The sequence below is a fragment of the Brenneria izadpanahii genome (assembly GCF_017569925.1).
Classification (GTDB): Bacteria; Pseudomonadota; Gammaproteobacteria; order Enterobacterales; family Enterobacteriaceae; genus Brenneria; species Brenneria izadpanahii.
Genome location: NZ_CP050854.1, coordinates 847,239 through 867,242 on the forward strand (window position 1 = coordinate 847,239; position 20,004 = coordinate 867,242).

Sequence of the window (20,004 nt, forward strand, 5' to 3'; positions counted from 1 at the left end):
GCGGCTGCCCGGTTATTTGTTGTTCAACGCTTTACAATTTTGTCTCAAAGAAAAACAACGCATTATCTTTGGGGCTATTATGACGTACATTTCACGACGAGCGCCGTTCTGGTTGCTGGCGGTCAGCCTGTTCACTCCTTCACTTATGGCGCATGACATGACGTATCAAACTTCGGCGGTGACGGATGATGCGTTGCCGGTGTTTTATCCTCAGCTTAAACAGCGTATGACTTATCCGGATTCCTGGCTGGTGAGCGAGCATGTTCGCTTCGAAGACTGGAAGCACCATGCTCGTCAGACGCTGCGCGCTTTACTGCTGACGCCCGATTCAACCCGCGCTTTCGCGCCGCAGCCGCTTGCCCGGCAGGATCGCGGCGGCTATCTGGCTGAGAAGGTCGCGTTTAATCTGACGGATGAAAGCCGGGTCAGCGCATTGCTGTTGACGCCTAAAACGCCCGGACCTCATCCGGCGGTGATCCTGCTGCACGATCACGGATCGAAATTTGATATCGGCAAAGAGAAAGTGATCAAACCGTGGGGAAATGAACAACAGCTTGTTTCCGCGCAGGCATGGGCGGATAAGTTTTTCTCCGGACGTTTTATTGGCGATGAGCTGGCGAAACGCGGCTATGTGGTACTGGCGGTAGACGCGCTGGGCTGGGGCAATCGCGGGCCGATGCAATACGAACGGCAGCAGGCGCTGGCGAGCAACTTCTTCAATCTGGGGCGCTCATTGGCGGGGTTGATGGCCTATGAGGATATGCGGGCCGCGGACTTTCTGGCATCGCTGCCGCAGGTGGATGAAGCGCGTATCGGCGCGGTCGGGTTTTCCATGGGCGCGTACCGCGCCTGGCAGCTGGCGGCGCTGTCCGACAAGATTGCCGCTACGGCGGCGGTATCGTGGATCGGCACCTATAGCGGGCTGATGACGCCGGGTAATAACGTGCTGCGCGGCCAGTCGGCCTTTTATATGCAGCATCCCGGACTGCCCGCGCGCCTGGATTTTCCTGATGTCGCCAGCATTGCCGCTCCCAATCCGATGCTGCTTTTCAACGGCGCCGCGGATAGCCTGTTCCCGATCGGTTCGGTGCAGCAAGCGTATGACAAAATGCATCGCGTCTGGCGCTCGCAGCAGGCGGACGCCAAACTGGAAACCAAACTCTGGCCGCAACGGGGTCATGTATTCGAGCAAGAACAGCAGGAAGCCGTGTTTAGCTGGCTGGATCGCTGGCTCGTCCCGGCGGAGGACTAATGTCGGGGGCCGAATCCCGGCCCCGTTATAATTTCAAAAATATACGCGAATTTCGGTATGCCATATTCAATTTCTTTGCGACCACGCCGCCGTGATTTCTCGCCGCGGCTAATTATCCCAGCGTTTACGGCAGGTATCGCTAGCCAACCACGTTTTTTTTGCGGCGTCATCGCGGGATGAGAGGTTTTCCAGACAAATCAGACCGTAGCCATCATGCGTATCCACGATGCCGATGCCGACGGCGTCATTAACGCCGGCGTTAATGCGCTCCCATTCCTGCTTTGACAGGCGCAACGACACTGATTTACCCGTCAACGCGGCATCACTGCTGCTTAACACTTTTCCTTCAACCAGCACCGGATCGGGATAGCCGGAAATTAGCGATGGCGAACGCGTGACTGACGAGGAAAGTTTATGATCCGCTTCAACGTTTTTAATCTGAATTACTGCCTTTCGGCTGGGCAATGCCGTTTCCACACCTTTGAACATGGCGTTTTCCGCAGTGATCTCAATTTTTTTGCTAAATAAAAAGGACATGCTGGCTCCTGAATACGCGGTAAGCAGTAAGGCGAGTATCGCCGGTGTTAGCAAACCTCTCGCGCTATTGTACTTCAACATAATACCTATCCTTATCCGGCGTGAATCCGACATAGCCGGAATAGGAACGCGTCAATCCTTTTTTTACCGCGACAATTTGCCGATAAAGTTGGTCGGGCGTATCAAGGCCGGAAATCTCCGAAGGCAGGATGCCCGCCTTGACGAAGGCCAGGCTCGCATGCGTGGAGCAGTTATTCCCCACGATATTAAATGTATCGGGATGATTCTTTATATCATTCCAGGCGGCGTCGAACAGTGTGGCTTCAGCACTGGAAACCCCCACTAGCAGGACGGTGGAGACAAGATTGTAGCGCTTGGCCTCATTCGCATCGATATAGTATGGCCTGCCGTACGCTTTTGAGGAAAAGTCTTCGTAGGTCAGCACATACCCCTCCATTCCTAAACCCACGGTACCGAATGAGTTGGAATATCCTTCACCGCGGCCATAGAAGCCAATTGGCGCTCCGTTGCTTAAAATACAATCGGCATGTTGTTCCAACAGTCCGGGAGTATGTTCAGCGCTATTTTTCCCCCGAACTACCATCCCCACTTCATTTTGCAGGAAAATAGGTTCCATAATATGTATTTCCCTGAGGTTGATTAGCCGGTGATTTTGTTTTGCTTGATATCGAAGCCCATCGCAACTTCTGCGCCTTTACCTCCGTTGGACTGTTGCTTCCAATAGTGTGCTTCAACAGCGGATGCTTGAAATTTATAGGTCACCAGCATCTGACTGCCATTGGAACCGCCAATATTTACATCCGTGATCAGCGCGTTTTTCAATACGAAGGTGGCGAATTCCATGGCGCTGCCGCCGCTGGCCTTGCAAACGGAAACTTTGACGTTATTGATATGCTGACCGATTGATCACATTTTCAGCATGGTCGGCATTGCATTATCGATAGCGGTAACGATGTTCAAATCGCGAAAACTTACACGACCGGAACCACCTCCACCACCGCGCGTCGTATCGGTATTTTGAGATGCTCCCCAGGAACATGAAAACACGTCGATCCAACCTTCATGCTGCGACTCTGCGCATTCACCGGCAACACCTTCGACGTAGAGATAAATAGCATTAGACATAAAAAATCCTTTTAGCAGAAATAGAAAATGTTATTCGATATGAAAACGGCGAGACTATCGAAATTCTATGATTCTCACGAGAGAGCAAGCGAGTCATACTTTATCGGATTAGCATGTAGACAAAAAATGAGCTGGACAGAAAATCCTGACATTGAGAAAAATCTTAGTTGAAATCAGCGATGTAATCGGATTCGGTCAATGAGAATTGATCATATGACGATAAGGGACGCGCTTACGATGCCTCTCGTTGCGGTCGCCCTGAATATCACAAATCTGAAGCGAACGGCATTCGCCTCAGAAACGATCCTTGATCTGTCCCGGCGTAATGCCAAACGCGCGGCGCAGGGCGGTAGTAAAGTTGGCCGTGCTGTTATATCCGGCGATGCTGGCGGCCTGGGAAATACCGATGCCGTCTTTTTGCAACGCCAGCATGGCGCGTTGCAAGCGGCAGTTTCTCAGGTATTCAAACACGGTCAGGTTGAATGTCTGGCGAAAATGGCGTTGCAGCGTGCTTTCACTCATATTGACGCTTTTGGCGATTTCAGCGATGGAAAGCTGGTCGGCGCTTCCGCTTTCCAGCATATCCCTGACCTGATGGACGCGGTGATGAATGCGCAGGTTAACGCCGGATGCGGTTTTATCCTGTATCGCGTGGTTGGTAAGCGAATCGAAGGCTTCGATAATCAGCATCATGCACTGGCTTTCCAGGTACAGACGCTGCAACGGCGTATGGCAGGGGCCGGCATTCAGAATCTGCCAGGCGATGGCCAGCGCCTGGCGCGACGGAGTCCATAAATGGGTGGAAAGATGGGTCTGCGTGAAGTCATAAATGGCCTGCCAGTCGTTGACGCTATCCAGCAGGTTGCCGTATAGCCATTCCCGGCTAAAGGTGAGCGAAACGGTGCGCTCGTATTCATCTCGTTTGCCGTTGCGGCTAAACTGCGTGGGCTCGGTCAGCGAAATCAAAGAAGCCGGCTGATGACTTCCCAAATGTAACGGCTTTTCATTATAGGTAATGTGCGCGACGCCGTTTACCACGATAGCCAGCTTTATCGCCCCATTCAGTACGCTCTGCGTTTTCATATTGTGCAGGTTGATCACATCCGCCGTATGCAAAATCAGATCGCGATTCAGCCGTATCACATCGAAACTGCCAAACAGCACGGGAGTATCGTCAATCAATCTCGATCCAAGCAGGCGATAGTTATTCGAGACTAGACTCGACTGCTGAACGATGTGATTCTTATAAATCGATTTCGATGACGGCACATGATTTTGCATGATTCCCCCTTATATTGTCTGGTTATCGTCCGTCATTTTGCCGTTTTTGCAAAACAATTTGCTGTTTGCACAAAACCAGTCCTAAAAAACAAATGTAACAATGACTGAGCAAAACTGGTAATGCAAATACTTCTCAGTAGCATTTTTTGTTGATGGTCAGCAAAGCGCGGGCGGGAATCTCTGTCCGCGTGAGCGCTTTTCGGCACGGGCCGCGGCGGTTTGGCAGAACGCTGGCAGACGTCTCCCCGTCCGGTAATCGCCCAATGATACGGCAGGCTTTTCTCCACAAAGTATGGAACCGTAATAAATGGAGCCTGCCGGTAGCTGCGCCAGTCAACATCCGCCGTCTTTCACGTTATGGTTCTACAGAGTGATTTTAAATGATGAGATTACCACCGCGTCACTATCTGGCGACACTTATTGGATTGAGTTTTTCGACAACACCTTTCATGGCATGGGCGGAAACGCCGGCTGCCGATACGGCCGCTACCCAGCAAACCGCTGGCTCCGACGACACAATTGTGGTGACCGCCGCTGAGCAAACGCGGCAGGCGCCGGGCGTATCGACGATCACGGCGGAGGATATCAGCAAACGCCCGCCGGCCAACGATCTGTCCGAACTGATCCGCACTATGCCGGGGGTCAATCTTACCGGGAATTCCACCAGCGGACAGCGCGGGAATAACCGGCAGATCGATATTCGCGGCATGGGGCCGGAAAACACCCTGATTCTGGTGGACGGCAAACCGGTTTCCAGCCGCAATGCCGTGCGCTATGGCTGGCGCGGCGAACGCGATACCCGCGGCGACACCAACTGGGTGCCGTCGGATCTGGTGGAACGCATCGAAGTGCTGCGCGGCCCGGCGGCGGCGCGCTACGGCAACGGCGCGGCGGGCGGGGTGGTGAATATCATCACCAAACAGCCGACGAAAGAGTGGCACGGCAGTTGGAACACCTATTTCAACGCGCCGCAGCATAAGTCCGAAGGGGCGACGAAACGCACCGATTTCAGCCTGATGGGCGGCCTGACCGATAGTCTGAGCCTGCGTCTGTACGGCAACCTCAACAAGACGCAGGCGGACGCCCGCGATATCAATGAAGCGTACAAATCGGACCGGACAGGCAGTTACGCCAGCTCCGTGCCGGCCGGCCGCGAAGGGGTGCGCAACAAGGATCTCAACGCGCTGCTGCGTTGGGATATCACCGCACAGCAATCGCTGGAATTTGAGGCCGGCGTCAGCCGGCAGGGCAATATTTACGCGGGCGATACCCAGAATACCAACAGCAATGCGCTGGTGGTCGGTAATTATGGCCGTGAAACCAATCGCATGTACCGGCAGAACTTCTCCGTGACCCACCGCGGCTATTGGGATAACGGCGTCAGCTCCACCTCCTATCTGCAATATGAGCGCACTCATAATACCCGCATTGCGGAAGGGCTGGCGGGCGGGGTTGAAGGTATCTTCGATACCACGGCCCCGAACGAATACCGGACCATTAAACTGGATACTCTGACCGGCCACAGCGAGGTGAATATCCCGTTCGAGGCGTATTTCAATCAGACCGCCACCCTTGGCATGGAGGTATCGGATCAGCGCATGAAGGATCCGACCTCCACTTCCTATGACATCTCGTCGATCGGCGCTATCGCGGGCTATCCCAGCAACAACCGCGACAGCAATATCGATGCGCAGATCTTCTCGCTGTTCGCCGAGGACAACGTAGAACTGACGCAAAGCACCATGCTGACGCCGGCGCTGCGTTTCGATCACCACAGCATTGTGGGGAATCACTGGAGCCCGTCGTTGAACCTGTCGCAGGGGCTGGGCGAGGATTTCACCCTGAAAATGGGTATCGCCGCCGCTTACAAAGCGCCCAACCTCTACCAGCTCAACCCTAACTATCTGCTCTACAGCAGAGGGCAGGGGTGCTATCTGATTAACGGCGCCAGCAATAACTGCTATCTGATCGGCAATGAAGATCTGAAAGCGGAAACCAGCATCAATAAAGAGATCGGCATCGAGTTCAATCGCAACGGCTACCAGGCCGGCATCACCTACTTCCGCAACGACTACCGCAACAAGATCGAAGCCGGGTTGACGCCGACAGGCACCAGCACCAACGGCGCCACCAACATCTTCCAGTGGGAAAATATTCCCCGGGCGCTGGTGGAAGGGCTGGAAGGCACAGTGAATATCCCGGTAACGGAAACCCTCAAGTGGAACAACAATATCACCTGGATGTTGCGTTCGAAGAACAAAACCACCGGAGATTATCTGTCCATTACCCCGGAATTTACGCTGAATTCATCGCTGGACTGGCAGGCGACCGAGGATCTTTCTTTCCTGGCCGATCTAACCTGGTACGGCCGGCAGAAACCGAAGAAGTACAACTATCGCGGCCTTCCCGCCTCGGGTGACGAGCTGACCGAACTCAGCCCGTACGCCATCGTCGGCCTGAGCTCCACCTACCGGTTCAACAAGAATATCAGCGTGACCGGCGGGGTGGATAACCTGTTCGATAAACGGCTGTTCCGCAAAGGCAACGCCTCGGCCGGATGCACGGTGGCGGCCGACGGCACCTGTAGCGCCATTACCATCGGCGGCGCCGGGGCAGCCACTTACAACGAGCCGGGCCGTACTTTCTTCGTGAGCGTGAATACCTCGTTCTGACGGATGTAAAGGCGGCGCGAAACGTCAGTGTCGATTGTTTCCGGTGCGGGTCTGTCGCCCCACCGGATTTTTTTATGGCCCGCCATCCATTGCGGCCGCCCTGCGGGCCGTCGCAAACAACGTTAAAAAAACATTTTCAATACAGGCTGAGGACAAAGCAGGCCGATGGCCGCCATCCCTGTGTGGTAGCGGAGATCTTATTGTTCTGATTAATAGAGGAATCCTTCCTGTTCGGGTGTGGTTGGTTTGTAGATTGGGGGTTATCATCAACCTTGATGTCTTTTGTCGAATGTTTTTTGTCGGTTGCCGGCGGGCATAATAAGAATAAATACCGGAGGAAGCGTGTATCAGTTACGCAATACTCGTGATGAGATGTTTGCTTCGACCGCATGCGGGCGCTACCGCGTGATGTCGTTTTGCCCTGAGGGCGCGCCGCCGCCGCAGGGATGGCCGATAATCTATATCTTGGACGGCGCCCGTTATTTCCCTGCCGCCGTGTCGCTGGTGGATGCGCTGGCCGGCCCGCGCTGCGGCATGGAACCGGGTATTATCGTCGCCCTTGATTACGATGGCCCGACCCGGCGCGAGCGCGACTATCGTCCCGCCGTGGAACGCATCGTGCCGGAAGCGGACCCTCGGGGCGGTTATTATCCGGCCGGTATGGCGGGGAACGCGGCAGGATTTCGCCGCTTTATGCTGGAGGAGTTAAGACCCTTTATTGCCGGCAGATATGCGGTCGATAGCCGGCGTGAAGCGTTATTCGGTCATTCTTACGGCGGTTTGTTTACCGTCGATACGCTGTTCGCCTCGCCAAACGCGTTTCAGCATTTTTATGCCGCCAGTCCATCGGTCTGGTGGAATGGCGGTTACCTTATTGAGCAGGCCGGGGCGTTTCTTGCCGGCGACGGATTACAGACGATGCGGCCGGCCAGTCTGGCGTTGTCGGTGGGAGAATATGAACAGTCTCTGGAACGATGGGAGCTGGATTTGCCCGACGAGCAGCGCCAGGTTTTGCGCCGGCATCGTAATCAGCGGCGGATGGTCGATGGAATCCGGGAACTTGCCTGGACGTTGCAGAATCGTTCGCCGAATTTACGCGTAACCCTGGATATCTATCCGGAACAGTCGCATCAGTCTGTTCCGTTGTTCGCCCTACAGCATGCGTTGCGCACTCATTTCCGGCCGGACTATTCCGCCAACGGGCGATAATATCAGGCCTTCCGGCCGGTTATCATCGCCCGCGATGGATGCTTTTTTCAGGATACTGTCGCGGCCAGTTGCGGCATCGTTTGCGCATCTGACGGCGTTTCGCCGCGCGCCTGATCCTGCTCCAACTGGAAAATAGCGACGGCCTGCATCAGTTGGCGGGCCTGCTCTTCCAGTGAGGCCGCGGCGGCGGCTGACTGTTCCACCAGGGCGGCGTTCTGCTGCGTCACGCTGTCCATCTCCGTCACGGCCTGGCTGACCTGGCTAATCCCTTGGCTCTGCTCGTCCGAGGCGGCGGCGATCTCTTCCATCAGGTCGTTAACCTGTTTGATGGACGCGATCACATCATCCATCACGCTGCTGGTACGCGTCACCTGTTTGGCGCCGGCATCCACGCGATTAACGGATTCCGCGATCAGCCCTTCAATTTCTTTCGCGGCCTGAGCGCTTTTCTGGGCGAGATTACGCACTTCGCCCGCCACCACGGCGAATCCGCGTCCTTGTTCGCCGGCGCGAGCGGCCTCGACGGCGGCGTTCAGAGCCAGGATATTGGTTTGGAAGGCGATGCTGTTGATCATGCTGGTGATTTCGTTGATTTTGCGCGAACTGGTGGCAATGCTGTCCATGATCTCACCGAGTTCGCGGCCCATTTCCCAACCCTGTTTCGCGACCGAGGTCGCTTTTTCCGCCAGCCCGGTAGCCTGATGCACATTGTCGGTATTATGTTTCACCGTGGTGCCCAACTGTTCCATGCTGGCGGCGGTCTGCTGCAGCGCAGCGGCCTGCTGTTCGGTGCGCGAAGAGAGATCGTTGTTGCCCGCGCTGATCTCCGACGTGCCCTGATAGATGGAATCCGCGCTGCTGCGGATGGTGCTTACCGTCATTTTCAGGCTTTCCTGCATTTCCCGCAGATAAGGAATTAACTGGCCGGCATCGTTACGGCCGAAATCGTCCAGCGAGCAATCCAGTTTTCCCTTAGCCAGCGTGCGGAAGTGATCTTTGATCAGCGTCAGCGGCTTTACGATATAGCCGGTCAGGTAGCGGTCGGTCAGCAGCAGAATAATAATGCCTGCCGCCATCGCCGCGATCAGAATTTTTTTACACCAGTCGACCAGCGTATACACATGCTGCACGGTGCTGTTATCCGATGCGATGTTCTGATAATTGCCGGCCGCGGTAATGAACGCTTCGTTCAATGCCTGGAAATCATCGCGAAACAGCCGGCGGTACTCGGCGAATCTTTTTTCCAGCAGAGACGCCATCATCGGCTGCAGTCCTTGTTCGATCAACTGGCTCCACGACGTCACCACTTCATCGACAATGCGCCGATCGATATTCGTATGCGCCTGGCTTTTGAATTTCTCAAGATTTTCCTGACTGCTTTTCAACGCTTCGTTAGCCGATGTCACGGTGGCGTCGATATCATCCAGCTTGCCGCTTTGCATCAGCGTCATTGCGCGGTTGATGCGGATCACCGATCGCAGCGCCTGGTCGGTGCCGCTCGTTAGAGTGTTTAGGGATTCCACCTGCGTATTGCCGAGCGTCAGATAATGGGTGGCCTGATTAAGCGACGACAACGTAAACCATGACACTCCGCCCCATAACAGCAGAAAAAGACTGAGAATAACCAACAAAACCTTTCTGATCGTAACATTCCGTAAAAAGGACATATGCACTCCCAATGGCGTTGATATCAACCTGCCCATTAGGAAAATATCGGCCACCGGGGGAATAGCTTGTATATCGATTTATTATGGAGTTCAGGCTGTTACCCGCTGCGTCTTTCAAGCCTCAGGCGCATAGGCCGCATTTTGAAATCTATTGGGCGCATCTCATTCCATTTGCGCATTGCTGTCGCGTTGGATTTCTTCGGCCGCTTACTGACAGAGCCATAATCTATGGTCGGTTTTACTGCTAACATGTTAATCTTCGGTCGTTAGGCATTATCGAATTGACGTAATACCCGTCGGTTAAAACAATCATAATGTTGCCGTTATGTTAATTAATTAACAATCGATTCAAATTCTGATATGCTAACGAGGCTAGACCGGGCACTCTCTTACCTTACCTCCACAGGCTTATGATACAGGCATGGACATTAGAATCAGGAACAAGAGCACCGGGCATAATGAAGACAATGAGAGCGAGGAGAAAGTCGTGCTAGAAGAATATCGTAAGCACGTAGCCGAGCGGGCTGCACAGGGGATCGTTCCCAAGCCGTTGGATGCCACGCAGATGGCGGCGTTGGTTGAGTCATTAAAACATCCGCCGGCTGGCGAAGAGGACGTTTTACTAGACCTGCTGATTAATCGTGTTCCCCCTGGCGTAGATGAAGCGGCTTACGTTAAGGCCGGCTTTCTGGCGGCCATCGCCAAAGGCGAAGCCTCTTCTCCGTTGATCGGCCCTGAGAAGGCCGTTGAACTGCTGGGCACCATGCAGGGCGGCTATAATATTCATCCGCTGATTGACGCGCTGGACAGCGAACAACTGGCGCCGATTGCGGCCAAGGCGCTGTCTCACACGTTGCTGATGTTCGATAACTTTTATGACGTGGAAGAAAAAGCGAAGGCCGGTAATGCCTATGCCAAACAGGTAATTCAATCCTGGGCCGATGCCGAGTGGTTCCTTTCCCGCCCTGAACTGGCGGAGAAAATTACCGTTACCGTATTCAAGGTGACCGGTGAAACCAACACCGATGACCTCTCTCCTGCGCCTGATGCCTGGTCGCGTCCGGATATCCCGCTGCATGCGCTGGCGATGTTGAAAAACGCCCGTGAGGGGATTGAGCCCGATCAGCCCGGCGTGGTCGGACCGATCAAACAAATCGAAGAACTGAACAAGAAAGGTTTTCCGCTGGCCTATGTCGGCGATGTGGTCGGTACGGGTTCTTCCCGTAAGTCCGCCACCAACTCCGTATTGTGGTTCATGGGCGACGACATTCCCTATGTGCCGAACAAGCGCGGCGGCGGCGTAGTGCTGGGCGGTAAAATCGCGCCGATCTTTTTCAATACCATGGAAGACGCCGGCGCGCTGCCGATCGAGGCGGACGTCAGCGATCTGAATATGGGCGATGTGATCGATATCTATCCGTATAAGGGCGAGGTTCGTCGCCATGATAGCGGCGAGATACTGTCGACCTTTACGCTGAAAACCGATGTGTTGCTGGATGAAGTGCGCGCCGGCGGCCGTATTCCGCTGATTATCGGCCGCGGGCTGACGTCAAAAGCGCGTGAATCGCTGGGGCTGCCGTCGAGCTCCGTGTTCCGCATCGCCAAGACCGTGGCCGAGAGCGATAAAGGCTTCTCGCTGGCGCAGAAAATCGTGGGACGCGCCTGCGGCGTTGCCGGTATTCGCCCGAATGAATATTGCGAGCCGAAGATGACCTCCGTCGGCTCTCAGGACACCACCGGGCCGATGACCCGTGATGAACTGAAAGATCTGGCCTGCCTCGGCTTCTCCGCCGATCTGGTGATGCAATCGTTCTGCCACACCGCCGCGTATCCGAAGCCGGTGGACGTGACCACCCACCATACGCTGCCCGACTTCATTATGAACCGCGGCGGGGTGTCGCTGCGTCCGGGGGACGGGGTGATCCACTCCTGGCTCAACCGTATGCTGTTGCCGGATACCGTCGGCACCGGCGGCGATTCCCATACCCGTTTCCCGATCGGCATCTCTTTCCCGGCGGGCTCCGGGCTGGTGGCGTTTGCGGCGGCGACCGGCGTAATGCCGCTGGATATGCCGGAATCCGTGCTGGTGCGTTTTAAAGGCAAGATGCAGCCGGGCATTACCCTGCGCGATCTGGTGCATGCGATCCCGCTGTATGCGATTAAGCAAGGGCTGCTGACCGTTGAGAAAAAAGGTAAAAAGAATATTTTCTCCGGTCGTATTCTGGAAATTGAAGGTCTGCCGGATTTGAAGGTTGAGCAGGCGTTCGAACTGACCGACGCCTCGGCGGAGCGTTCCGCCGCCGGTTGTACCATCAAGCTGGATAAAGCGCCGATTATCGAGTACCTGAATTCCAATATAGTGCTGCTGAAGTGGATGATCTCGGAAGGCTATGGCGATCGCCGTACCCTGGAGCGCCGTATTCAGGGCATGGAAAAATGGCTGGCCGATCCGCAACTGCTGGAAGCCGATGCGGATGCCGAATATGCCGCGGTGATCGACATCGATCTGGCGGAGATCAAAGAGCCTATCCTGTGCGCGCCGAACGATCCGGACGATGCGCGTCTGCTGTCCGAGGTGGCCGGCGAGAAGATCGATGAAGTGTTTATCGGTTCCTGCATGACCAATATCGGCCATTTCCGCGCCGCCGGCAAACTGCTGGATAGCCACAAAGGACAGTTGCCGACCCGCCTGTGGGTGGCGCCGCCGACCAAAATGGATGCCGCGCAGTTGACCGAAGAGGGCTACTACAGCGTATTCGGCAAGAGCGGGGCGCGTATTGAGATCCCCGGCTGTTCGCTGTGTATGGGCAACCAGGCGCGCGTGGCGGACGGCGCGACGGTGGTGTCAACCTCCACGCGCAACTTCCCGAACCGTTTAGGCACCGGCGCCAATGTTTATCTGGCATCCGCGGAACTGGCCGCAGTGGCTTCGCTGCTGGGCCGTCTGCCGACGCCGGATGAATACCAGGCTTACATGGATCAGGTGGATAAAACCGCGCTGGACACCTATCGCTATCTGAACTTCGACCGTTTGGACCAATACACGGAAAAAGCGGATGGCGTGATTTTCCAGACGGCGGTGTAAATTCATTTTCGTTGTGCTCGAGCCGCGCGTACCCGCGGCTCTACGTGTCTTTATCAGCAGGCTTCTGAAATCATCAGAAGCCTTTTTTATGCGTTTTGCTCAGTCAGCCCTGTTGGGATAGTGCTGCATATGACGAAGTATTATAATTTTTTGTTATTGAATTAGTTATTAATTGTATAGATACATCGCACGCAATGTTGCGAGTTTCTTGAGTAATTAGTCCATCATAGAACGTGTTGGCGGCAATTTTTTATCCGCCCATAACCTTGCATTTAATGTGGTTTAAGCCTTAAGGAAAAACGCTATGCCAAGTTTGTTTGATCCTATCGAGATTGGCGCTATCAAGTTATCCAATCGTATCATTATGGCGCCGCTTACCCGTATGCATGCCGTCGACCAACGTATTCCCAGTGCGTTGTCGCTGGAGTATTACGTCCAGCGGGCCAGCGCCGGTATGATCTTGACCGAAGCCACCGCCGTAACGCCGAAAGCGGTAGGGTATCCCAATACGCCCGGCATTTGGTCGGAACAGCAGATCGAAAGCTGGAAAAAGATTAATGACGCGGTGCATCAGGCCGGCGGAAAAATGGTTATTCAGCTATGGCACGTCGGGCGCATTTCCGATCCGATTTATCTGGATGGCGAATTGCCGGTGGCGCCCAGCGCGATTGCGCCGGAAGGCCATGTCGCCACCATCCGTCCGTATAAACCCTATGTGGTGCCGCGCGCGCTGGCTACGGGAGAGGTGGTCGGTCTGGTGGCTGATTTTCGCCAGGCGGCGGAGAATGCCAAACGCGCCGGTTTCGACGGGGTGGAAATCCATGCCGCCAACGGTTATCTGTTCGATCAGTTCCTGCATGACGGCTCCAATAAGCGGACGGATCAATATGGCGGCTCCATCGCCAATCGCGCCCGTTTCCTGCTGGAAACGGTGGACGCCATCCTCGAAGTGTGGCCGGCGGATCGGGTGGGAGTACATCTGAACACCATGTCCGATACCCATTCCATGCAGGATTCCGATCCCAAGGCGCTGTTCGGCTACGTGGCGGAACAGCTGGATGAGCGGCGTCTGGCGTTTATTTTCGTGCGTGAAGCGTTGCAGACGCCGGTGCGCATTCTGCCGCTGATCCGCCAACGTTTTAGCGGCGCAGTGATCGCCAATGACGGTTTGACGAAGGAGTCCGCTGAAAAGCTGATTGCCGAAGGGGAAGCCGACGCGGTGTCTTTCGGCCGGCAGTATATCGCCAACCCGGATCTGGTGGCGCGTTTCCGTCTCAATGCGCCGCTGAATGCGCTAAATAGCGATACCATTTACAGCGACGGCAGTACCGGATATACCGACTACCCCACGCTGGAGCAAACCCTCGGCCGCTAATTCGCCTACCCGCTTCTCTGACCGGCCGCCACTGGCGGTCGGCTTCACACTCTCCGCCATAGCGATATCGCCCCCGCGGCCAATTCACCGCCGGGAGGCGTGTTTGGGCGTCAAGGGAGCGCGTCCGGCACCGGGTGGTAACGTCCGCAAGGCACAATCAGCGGCGTGCGGGATACCGGATCGTCGATGATGATGCAGGACATGCCGAATACCTGTTTAATCAGCTCGGCGCTGATGATATCGGCGGGTTTTCCCTGCGCCATAATCTTCCCGGCCTGCATGACAATCAGATTGTCGGCGTAGCGGCAGGCCTGATTCAGATCGTGTAAAACAGCCACCAGCGTGCGGCCGTGCTGCTGATGAAGATCGCGAAACAGATCAAGCAGGTCGATCTGGTGCGCCATATCCAGCCAGGTGGTGGGTTCGTCCAGCAGCAGCAGCGGCGTCTGCTGCGCCAGCACCATGGCTATCCACACCCGTTGGCGCTGCCCGCCGGATAGCTCATCCACGCTGCGTTCGGCCAGTGAACCGACGTTGGTGGCAATCATCGCCTGTTCCACCGCTTCCTGGTCCGCGCTGTTCCACTGGCGCAGCAGACTCTGATGCGGATAACGTCCGCGCGCCACTAGATCCGCCACGGTGATGTTGTCCGGCACGATGGCCTGTTGCGGCAGCAGGCCGATTTGTCGCGCCAGCGCTTTGGTGGGAAGGTGATGAATGTTTTTGCCGTCCAGCAGCACTTCTCCCGAAAGCGGTTTTAACAGTCGGCACAGCGCCCGCAGCAGGGTGGACTTGCCGCAGGCGTTAGGGCCGATAATCACGCTGAATTGATTATCCGGGATCGTGACACTCAATGCTTCCGCGATGACTTTTTTATCGTACGCGAGCGTGAGATTGGTGGCGTGCAAGAGATGCGTCATCGATGTTTTACTCTGCAAATGATTAACAATGGATGATTAGCTGCGCGCTTCACGGATCAGCAGCCAAATCAGATAAACGCCGCCGATGCTGACGGTCACCGCGCCAACCGGAAGCTGAATGTCGGCAAATGCGTTCTGGGCGATGATATCCGCCGTCAGCAACAAAATAGCGCCCACCATCGCGGCAGAAAACAGCGGCGTCGCGCTGGATCGGGTCATGCGCCGGGCGATTTGCGGTGCGGCAAGGGCGATGAAAGTGATCGGGCCGGCGGTGGCGGTGGCGACGGCGGTCAGGATGATGCCGAACAACATCAGCCACAGGCGGCTGGCTTCGGCGTTCACGCCCAGCGCCCTGGCGCTATTATCGCCCATTTCCAGCAGTTGCAGACGTTTGCCCATCAGCAGCGCGGCGGCGATCGCCGTGGGGATCAGCAGGGTGGCGGGCTGGGCTTTTACCCAGGTCATGCCGTTCAGCGAGCCGGTTGCCCATAGCTTCGCCGTCATGGCGCTTTCCAACGAACCGGTAATGATAAGCCAGGTATTCAATGCCGTCAGGATCGCGCTGACGGCAATACCGACGATAATCAGGCGAAAGCCGATGATGCCGCCGCGCCATGCCAGCAGATAGACCAACGTCGCGGTAACGATGCCGCCCAGCATGGCGCCGCTGGCGATCTGATAGTAGCCGCCATGCAGCAAAATGATGGTAATCAGCACGCCGCTATAGGCGCCGGTGTTAAAGCCAATAATATCCGGGCTGCCTAGCGGGTTACGGATAATCGACTGAAAAATCGCGCCGCTTACGCCCAATCCGGCCCCCAACAATAGCGCTGCAACCGCTCGAGGGGCGCGCCACTGTGTAATGACGGTGACGGCGCTGAATTCTCCATGTCCGGCGAATGCCCGCCAGACATCCAGCGGTGATAACCGCAGGGTGCCGATACTGACCGCCAGGGTTATCAGCAACAGGCTCAACAGCAGCAACATACCGTTAATGATGAGTATGCGCAGCGGCAGACGGCCATAAATATTTCCCGACCGGCCTCGAAGGTATAGCGTTCTGGTGATCATCTCGCGTTTCCTTACACTTTACGCCGGCGAACCAGCCAGATCAGTACCGGAGCGCCGATGAAAGCGGTCACAACCGACACCCGTAATTCACCAGGAACCAGTAAACGACCGATAATATCGGCGCATAGCAGCAGTACCGGCGCAAATAACAGGGAATAAATCAGGATCCAGCGTTGATCCGGCCCCGCCCACCAGCGGGCGATATGCGGGATCATTAGCCCGACAAAACCAATTGGTCCCACCAGCGCGGTGGCGGAGCCGCACGTCAGCATAACGGCCACAACCGCAATCGAGCGGATGAATACCACCCTGGTGCCCAGCGCGGTGGCGATATCTTCGCCCATACTGAGCGCATTCAGCGAGCGGGATGCGAACAGCGCCAGTCCGCAGCCCAGTAAAATAGTGGGGGTGACCAACGCAATATGACGCATGGAGCGGATATCCAAGGTGCCGGCCTCCCAGATGCGCATCTGATCAAAAGCATCGGGATTCAGCAGCGAGATCGATGAGGTAATGCCGGTCAGCACGGCGCTTAATGCGACGCCGGCCAGCGTTAAGCGAACGGGATTGATGCGGCCGCCGCTGAGCGTGCCGATAAGCCACACGATCAGACTGGTCGCCAGTACGCCCAGCCAGGCAAAACCAAGCCAGGCGGCCATGCCGTTGATGCCAAAACAGGTAATGCCGATCACGATGGCGAAACTGGCTCCGGCGTTAATGCCGAGGATCCCCGGATCGGCGAGCGGGTTACGGGTTAGCGCCTGTATCACCGCGCCCGCGCCGCCAAGCGCCATGCCGGCGATAATGCCCGCCAGCGTTCGCGGCAGCCGGGCGTCAAGAATGATGGTGCTGTCCGCGCTGTTGATCTGTCCGGTCAGGCTCATCCAGACCACCTCCGGCGCAATAGATTTGGCTCCTAACATCAGACTGGCGATAGCGATGACGGCGATAATCAGCAGACACGCCACAATACCGGGCAAGCGCCTCATGTGATTGAGGCTGGAAAAATTCGACATGCTATTGGCGGTTTCAAAATGGGGACGGTGACATGACATCCTCAATGAACACTCCCTTCATCAAAGAATGAATATAATAATTATTATCATTAGTGTGACTGTGCCGCCATGTTAGCATGCGCGGCTTATCAAATACATTGACGTAAACCCGGTGTTACGCGGGATCGCCAGCTTTGCCGACGAGCCGCGCGCCAGACGGCTTTTCCCGATGCCGGTCGCTGGGGCCGGCATCGGGGATGCGTCGTTTATGGCTTGTGGAACTGACGTTCAATGCTATCCAGCATATTGCTGGCGCTGTAATAATCCAGCCGGAACGTGTCCAATCCCATGGCCCATACCTGATCTTTAATCACCGGCTCCAGGTGGCTAAGGAAAGGATTTCCTATCACTTTATTGACCGTTCTATTATCTGCGGCGAACAGCAACAGCGACTTGCCGTTAAGGCTGGCGGCCATGTTTTCGCCGGAAATCTGCACGATATCCTGCCGTTTGCCCTGTGAGGTTCCCGTTTTGATATCGGCGGGAAGCGTCGCGAGCTGGAAGCCCAGTTCGATCAATAGCTGCCCTTGCGCCGATGCCGCGGTACAGAGATTGACGCCGCGGCCATCCTCATAATACACCAGCGCCGAAACGGGCTGCGGCGGCAGTTGGATAGCCTGTTTTACGGCGAGCACCCGCTGCTCGAACTGGCTGACGACGCGCTGCGCATCGGCTTCATGGCCGGTGGCTTCACCGAGCTGTTGCGTCAGCTGTTGCCAGCTTTTATCGCCATAATCAATGACCAGCGTCGGAGCGATAACCGACAATTGTTCATACAGTTTGAGCGCCGAATCCCCGCCGGTGGCGGCAATGACGATCAGATCGGGCGCCGCCGCCGCGACGGCCTCGGCATTCGGTTCAGAGATATAAAGCGGTTTTACGCCGCGCTCTGCCGCCAGATGGCTCCATTGCAAGAAGAAGCCCTGATTATCCGCCATCATGCTGCGGGGACTGGTGGCGCCGGAGCCAATCAGCGGCGCATTGATGGCGAGCAGCGTACCGCTGAGGGTCACGCTGGTGGAGACGATCCGCTGCGGCGGATGTTGCAGCGTCAGCGGCCCCTTAAGTGTTTGTATGGTCCGCGGCCAGCCGTCATGACGCTGAGCGGTGGAAGTCTGCGGCGATGTATCCTGTGTGTCGCAGCCGCTGATAAGCATGCCGGCGAACAAACTGAAAACAAGCGCCACTATTTTGTGAATATGCTGCTGACCTTTGCCTTGCATAGCCGTCTGGTTCCCCTTTCCGGACTTCGAGTGACCGATGTGGTAAAGGAGGTTAACGGTAATACTTCTCATATACAATAACCTGTGGCGACATCATGAAAAACGGCTCCCTTTATCAAGGGGAGCGATGCCCGTATCCGTACAGTCTGCGCTGGCTGGATGCGTTAGATGACTTCGAATTGGCGGCGCAAATTTACGGCAATGCTTTTACGCTGATCGACCTTACCGTTATTCCCGATGAGGAGATTAAAACCCACCGGCGGGCAGCGTTGCTGGAGTTGGTGCAAAAACATATCCGTACGCGGGACATGCTGGAACTGGCGCGGGATATCGGGTTATTATTTGAGCGCTGGCAGGTGCCGCTGGCGCAGAAACGGGCATTGCTGTATTACATCGCGCAGACCGGCAATACATCCAGACCAGCCGATTTTATCGCGAGGGTGGCGGAGCCGTTGTCAACGGATCGGGAGGAGATAATGACGATTGCACAGCAGCTGAAGCAGATTGGATTTGAAGAGGGGTTGCAGGCCGGGGTCATACAGGGAAGAGAACAGGGCATCGAGCAAGGTATTGAACAAGGAATGAAAGCCAGCGCGCGGCAGATTGCGCGCCAGTTACTGCTGACCGGCATGGCGCGCGAGCAGGTTCAGCAAATCACCCAGCTTTCCGACGAGGATATGGCGCAATTGGCGGCTTCCCGGTAGTGAAAAGCCATATCACGACGCCACGAACCCGTATTTCCTTATTAAATGATTGAGACGACTATCGGGGCCAACGGCAAAGCGTTGCGCCAGCATGCGAATCCGGCGCAATCTTCCCGATCGCCGGATAACCTGATATCGTTCAACGCGTTTCTGATACCGGTAGGGTTGATGACCGCTCGTTGGCGCTTTTACGCCCGGCGTGGCGTGCGTTTCCTGCAGCATCGGACGGCATGACCTGTATCAACCGGCAGCGCTTTTTGACTTCTTATGCCCGCCATTCGTGACGTTATGACGGGTATATCACTGTGGTATGGCAGGAGGGAGATTACACTGAAAGACAAGCACTATCACTGAGGATGGCATCATGGACTATGAATTCTTGCGGGACGTTACCGGTCAGGTAATGGTACGAATGTCGATGGGACATGAAGCGGTCGGCCACTGGTTTAATGAAGAGGTCAAAGGGCGGTTGGCGCTATTGAACGAAGTGGAGGAAGCGGCGCGTTCGGTAGCGGGAAGCGAAAGAGAGTGGCGGAAAGTCGGACACGAATACACGCTATCGCTGAATGCCGAGGAAGTGATGATTCAGGCCAATCAGTTGGAATTCGTGGTTGATGAAATAGAAGAAGGCATGAGTTACTACGATGAAGAAAGCCTGTCGCTGTGCGGTCTGGAGGACTTTCTCAATCTGGTGGCGAAATACCGCGAGTTTGTGCAGCAGCGATGAGCGGGCAGGCATCGTTCAGCGCTCGGCTGTTTAGCTGGAGGAGGCTGCCCGTCCATATCCGATGTTGCGATGGGCCATTA

General features: G+C 55.8%; 15 protein-coding genes and 2 pseudogenes. 8 read left to right on the forward strand and 9 right to left on the reverse strand.

Annotated features, from left to right (window positions below; translation table 11 throughout):
* The first annotated feature begins 79 nt into the window (after nt 1-79).
* Complete coding sequence (locus HC231_RS03755; protein ID WP_208229789.1) at nt 80-1,252, forward strand: dienelactone hydrolase family protein; 1,173 nt, start codon at nt 80-82, stop codon at nt 1,250-1,252.
* Nucleotides 1,253-1,360: 108 nt separating this feature from the next.
* Here the strand turns inward: HC231_RS03755 and HC231_RS03760 are convergent, their stop codons facing one another.
* The 4 genes and pseudogenes from HC231_RS03760 to HC231_RS03775 form a co-directional block, all read right to left on the reverse strand.
* A complete protein-coding gene (locus HC231_RS03760; protein ID WP_208229790.1) occupies nt 1,361-1,789 on the reverse strand; it encodes a hypothetical protein in 429 nt (142 codons plus the stop codon).
* 64 nt (nt 1,790-1,853) lie between these two features.
* Nucleotides 1,854-2,426: a hypothetical protein gene (locus HC231_RS03765; RefSeq protein ID WP_121590030.1), complete on the reverse strand. Its 573-nt coding sequence runs from the start codon at nt 2,424-2,426 to the stop codon at nt 1,854-1,856.
* Nucleotides 2,427-2,449: 23 nt separating this feature from the next.
* A pseudogene (locus HC231_RS03770) lies at nt 2,450-2,935 on the reverse strand (Hcp family type VI secretion system effector).
* Between the two features lie 294 nt (nt 2,936-3,229).
* Nucleotides 3,230-4,216, reverse strand: a complete 987-nt coding sequence (locus HC231_RS03775; RefSeq protein WP_208229791.1) for a helix-turn-helix transcriptional regulator — start codon at nt 4,214-4,216, stop codon at nt 3,230-3,232.
* A 383-nt stretch (nt 4,217-4,599) separates the two neighbouring features.
* Between HC231_RS03775 and HC231_RS03780 the strand changes: the two genes are divergently transcribed.
* Together HC231_RS03780 and HC231_RS03785 are read left to right on the forward strand one after the other, a co-directional pair.
* On the forward strand, nt 4,600-6,888 hold the full coding sequence (locus HC231_RS03780; protein WP_208231211.1) for a TonB-dependent siderophore receptor: 2,289 nt from the start codon (nt 4,600-4,602) through the stop codon (nt 6,886-6,888).
* 342 nt (nt 6,889-7,230) lie between these two features.
* Nucleotides 7,231-8,097: an alpha/beta hydrolase gene (locus tag HC231_RS03785; protein WP_208229792.1), complete on the forward strand. Its 867-nt coding sequence runs from the start codon at nt 7,231-7,233 to the stop codon at nt 8,095-8,097.
* A gap of 47 nt (nt 8,098-8,144) precedes the next feature.
* Here HC231_RS03785 and HC231_RS03790 read toward each other — a convergent pair whose 3' ends face one another.
* Nucleotides 8,145-9,764: a methyl-accepting chemotaxis protein gene (locus HC231_RS03790; protein ID WP_208229793.1), complete on the reverse strand. Its 1,620-nt coding sequence runs from the start codon at nt 9,762-9,764 to the stop codon at nt 8,145-8,147.
* 487 nt (nt 9,765-10,251) lie between these two features.
* Here HC231_RS03790 and acnB point away from each other — a divergent pair, with 487 nt between their 5' ends.
* Entirely contained in the window at nt 10,252-12,849 is a 2,598-nt protein-coding gene (acnB, locus tag HC231_RS03795; RefSeq protein WP_208229794.1) for a bifunctional aconitate hydratase 2/2-methylisocitrate dehydratase, read from the forward strand.
* A gap of 304 nt (nt 12,850-13,153) precedes the next feature.
* Entirely contained in the window at nt 13,154-14,224 is a 1,071-nt protein-coding gene (locus HC231_RS03800; RefSeq protein ID WP_208229795.1) for an alkene reductase, read from the forward strand.
* 110 nt (nt 14,225-14,334) lie between these two features.
* Here HC231_RS03800 and HC231_RS03805 read toward each other — a convergent pair whose 3' ends face one another.
* From HC231_RS03805 to fepB, 4 genes are all read right to left on the reverse strand, one after another.
* Nucleotides 14,335-15,144, reverse strand: a complete 810-nt coding sequence (locus HC231_RS03805) for an ABC transporter ATP-binding protein (RefSeq protein ID WP_208229796.1) — start codon at nt 15,142-15,144, stop codon at nt 14,335-14,337.
* 36 nt (nt 15,145-15,180) lie between these two features.
* Nucleotides 15,181-16,215 (reverse strand): iron-enterobactin ABC transporter permease, encoded by a 1,035-nt coding sequence (gene fepG / locus HC231_RS03810; RefSeq protein ID WP_208229797.1) that lies wholly within the window; start codon nt 16,213-16,215, stop codon nt 15,181-15,183.
* A gap of 11 nt (nt 16,216-16,226) precedes the next feature.
* Nucleotides 16,227-17,231 (reverse strand): Fe(3+)-siderophore ABC transporter permease, encoded by a 1,005-nt coding sequence (fepD, locus tag HC231_RS03815; RefSeq protein WP_208231212.1) that lies wholly within the window; start codon nt 17,229-17,231, stop codon nt 16,227-16,229.
* 245 nt (nt 17,232-17,476) lie between these two features.
* Nucleotides 17,477-18,493, reverse strand: a complete 1,017-nt coding sequence (fepB, locus tag HC231_RS03820) for a Fe2+-enterobactin ABC transporter substrate-binding protein (protein WP_208229798.1) — start codon at nt 18,491-18,493, stop codon at nt 17,477-17,479.
* A 113-nt stretch (nt 18,494-18,606) separates the two neighbouring features.
* On the opposite strand from fepB, the pseudogene HC231_RS03825 reads away from it, so the two are divergent.
* The 3 genes and pseudogenes from HC231_RS03825 to yacL all read left to right on the forward strand — a co-directional run.
* A pseudogene (locus HC231_RS03825) lies at nt 18,607-19,197 on the forward strand (Rpn family recombination-promoting nuclease/putative transposase); the annotation flags it as partial.
* A gap of 45 nt (nt 19,198-19,242) precedes the next feature.
* A complete protein-coding gene (locus tag HC231_RS03830; protein WP_208229799.1) occupies nt 19,243-19,431 on the forward strand; it encodes a hypothetical protein in 189 nt (62 codons plus the stop codon).
* A gap of 130 nt (nt 19,432-19,561) precedes the next feature.
* A complete protein-coding gene (yacL, locus tag HC231_RS03835) occupies nt 19,562-19,924 on the forward strand; it encodes a protein YacL (RefSeq protein WP_208229800.1) in 363 nt (120 codons plus the stop codon).
* The last annotated feature ends 80 nt before the right edge of the window (nt 19,925-20,004 follow it).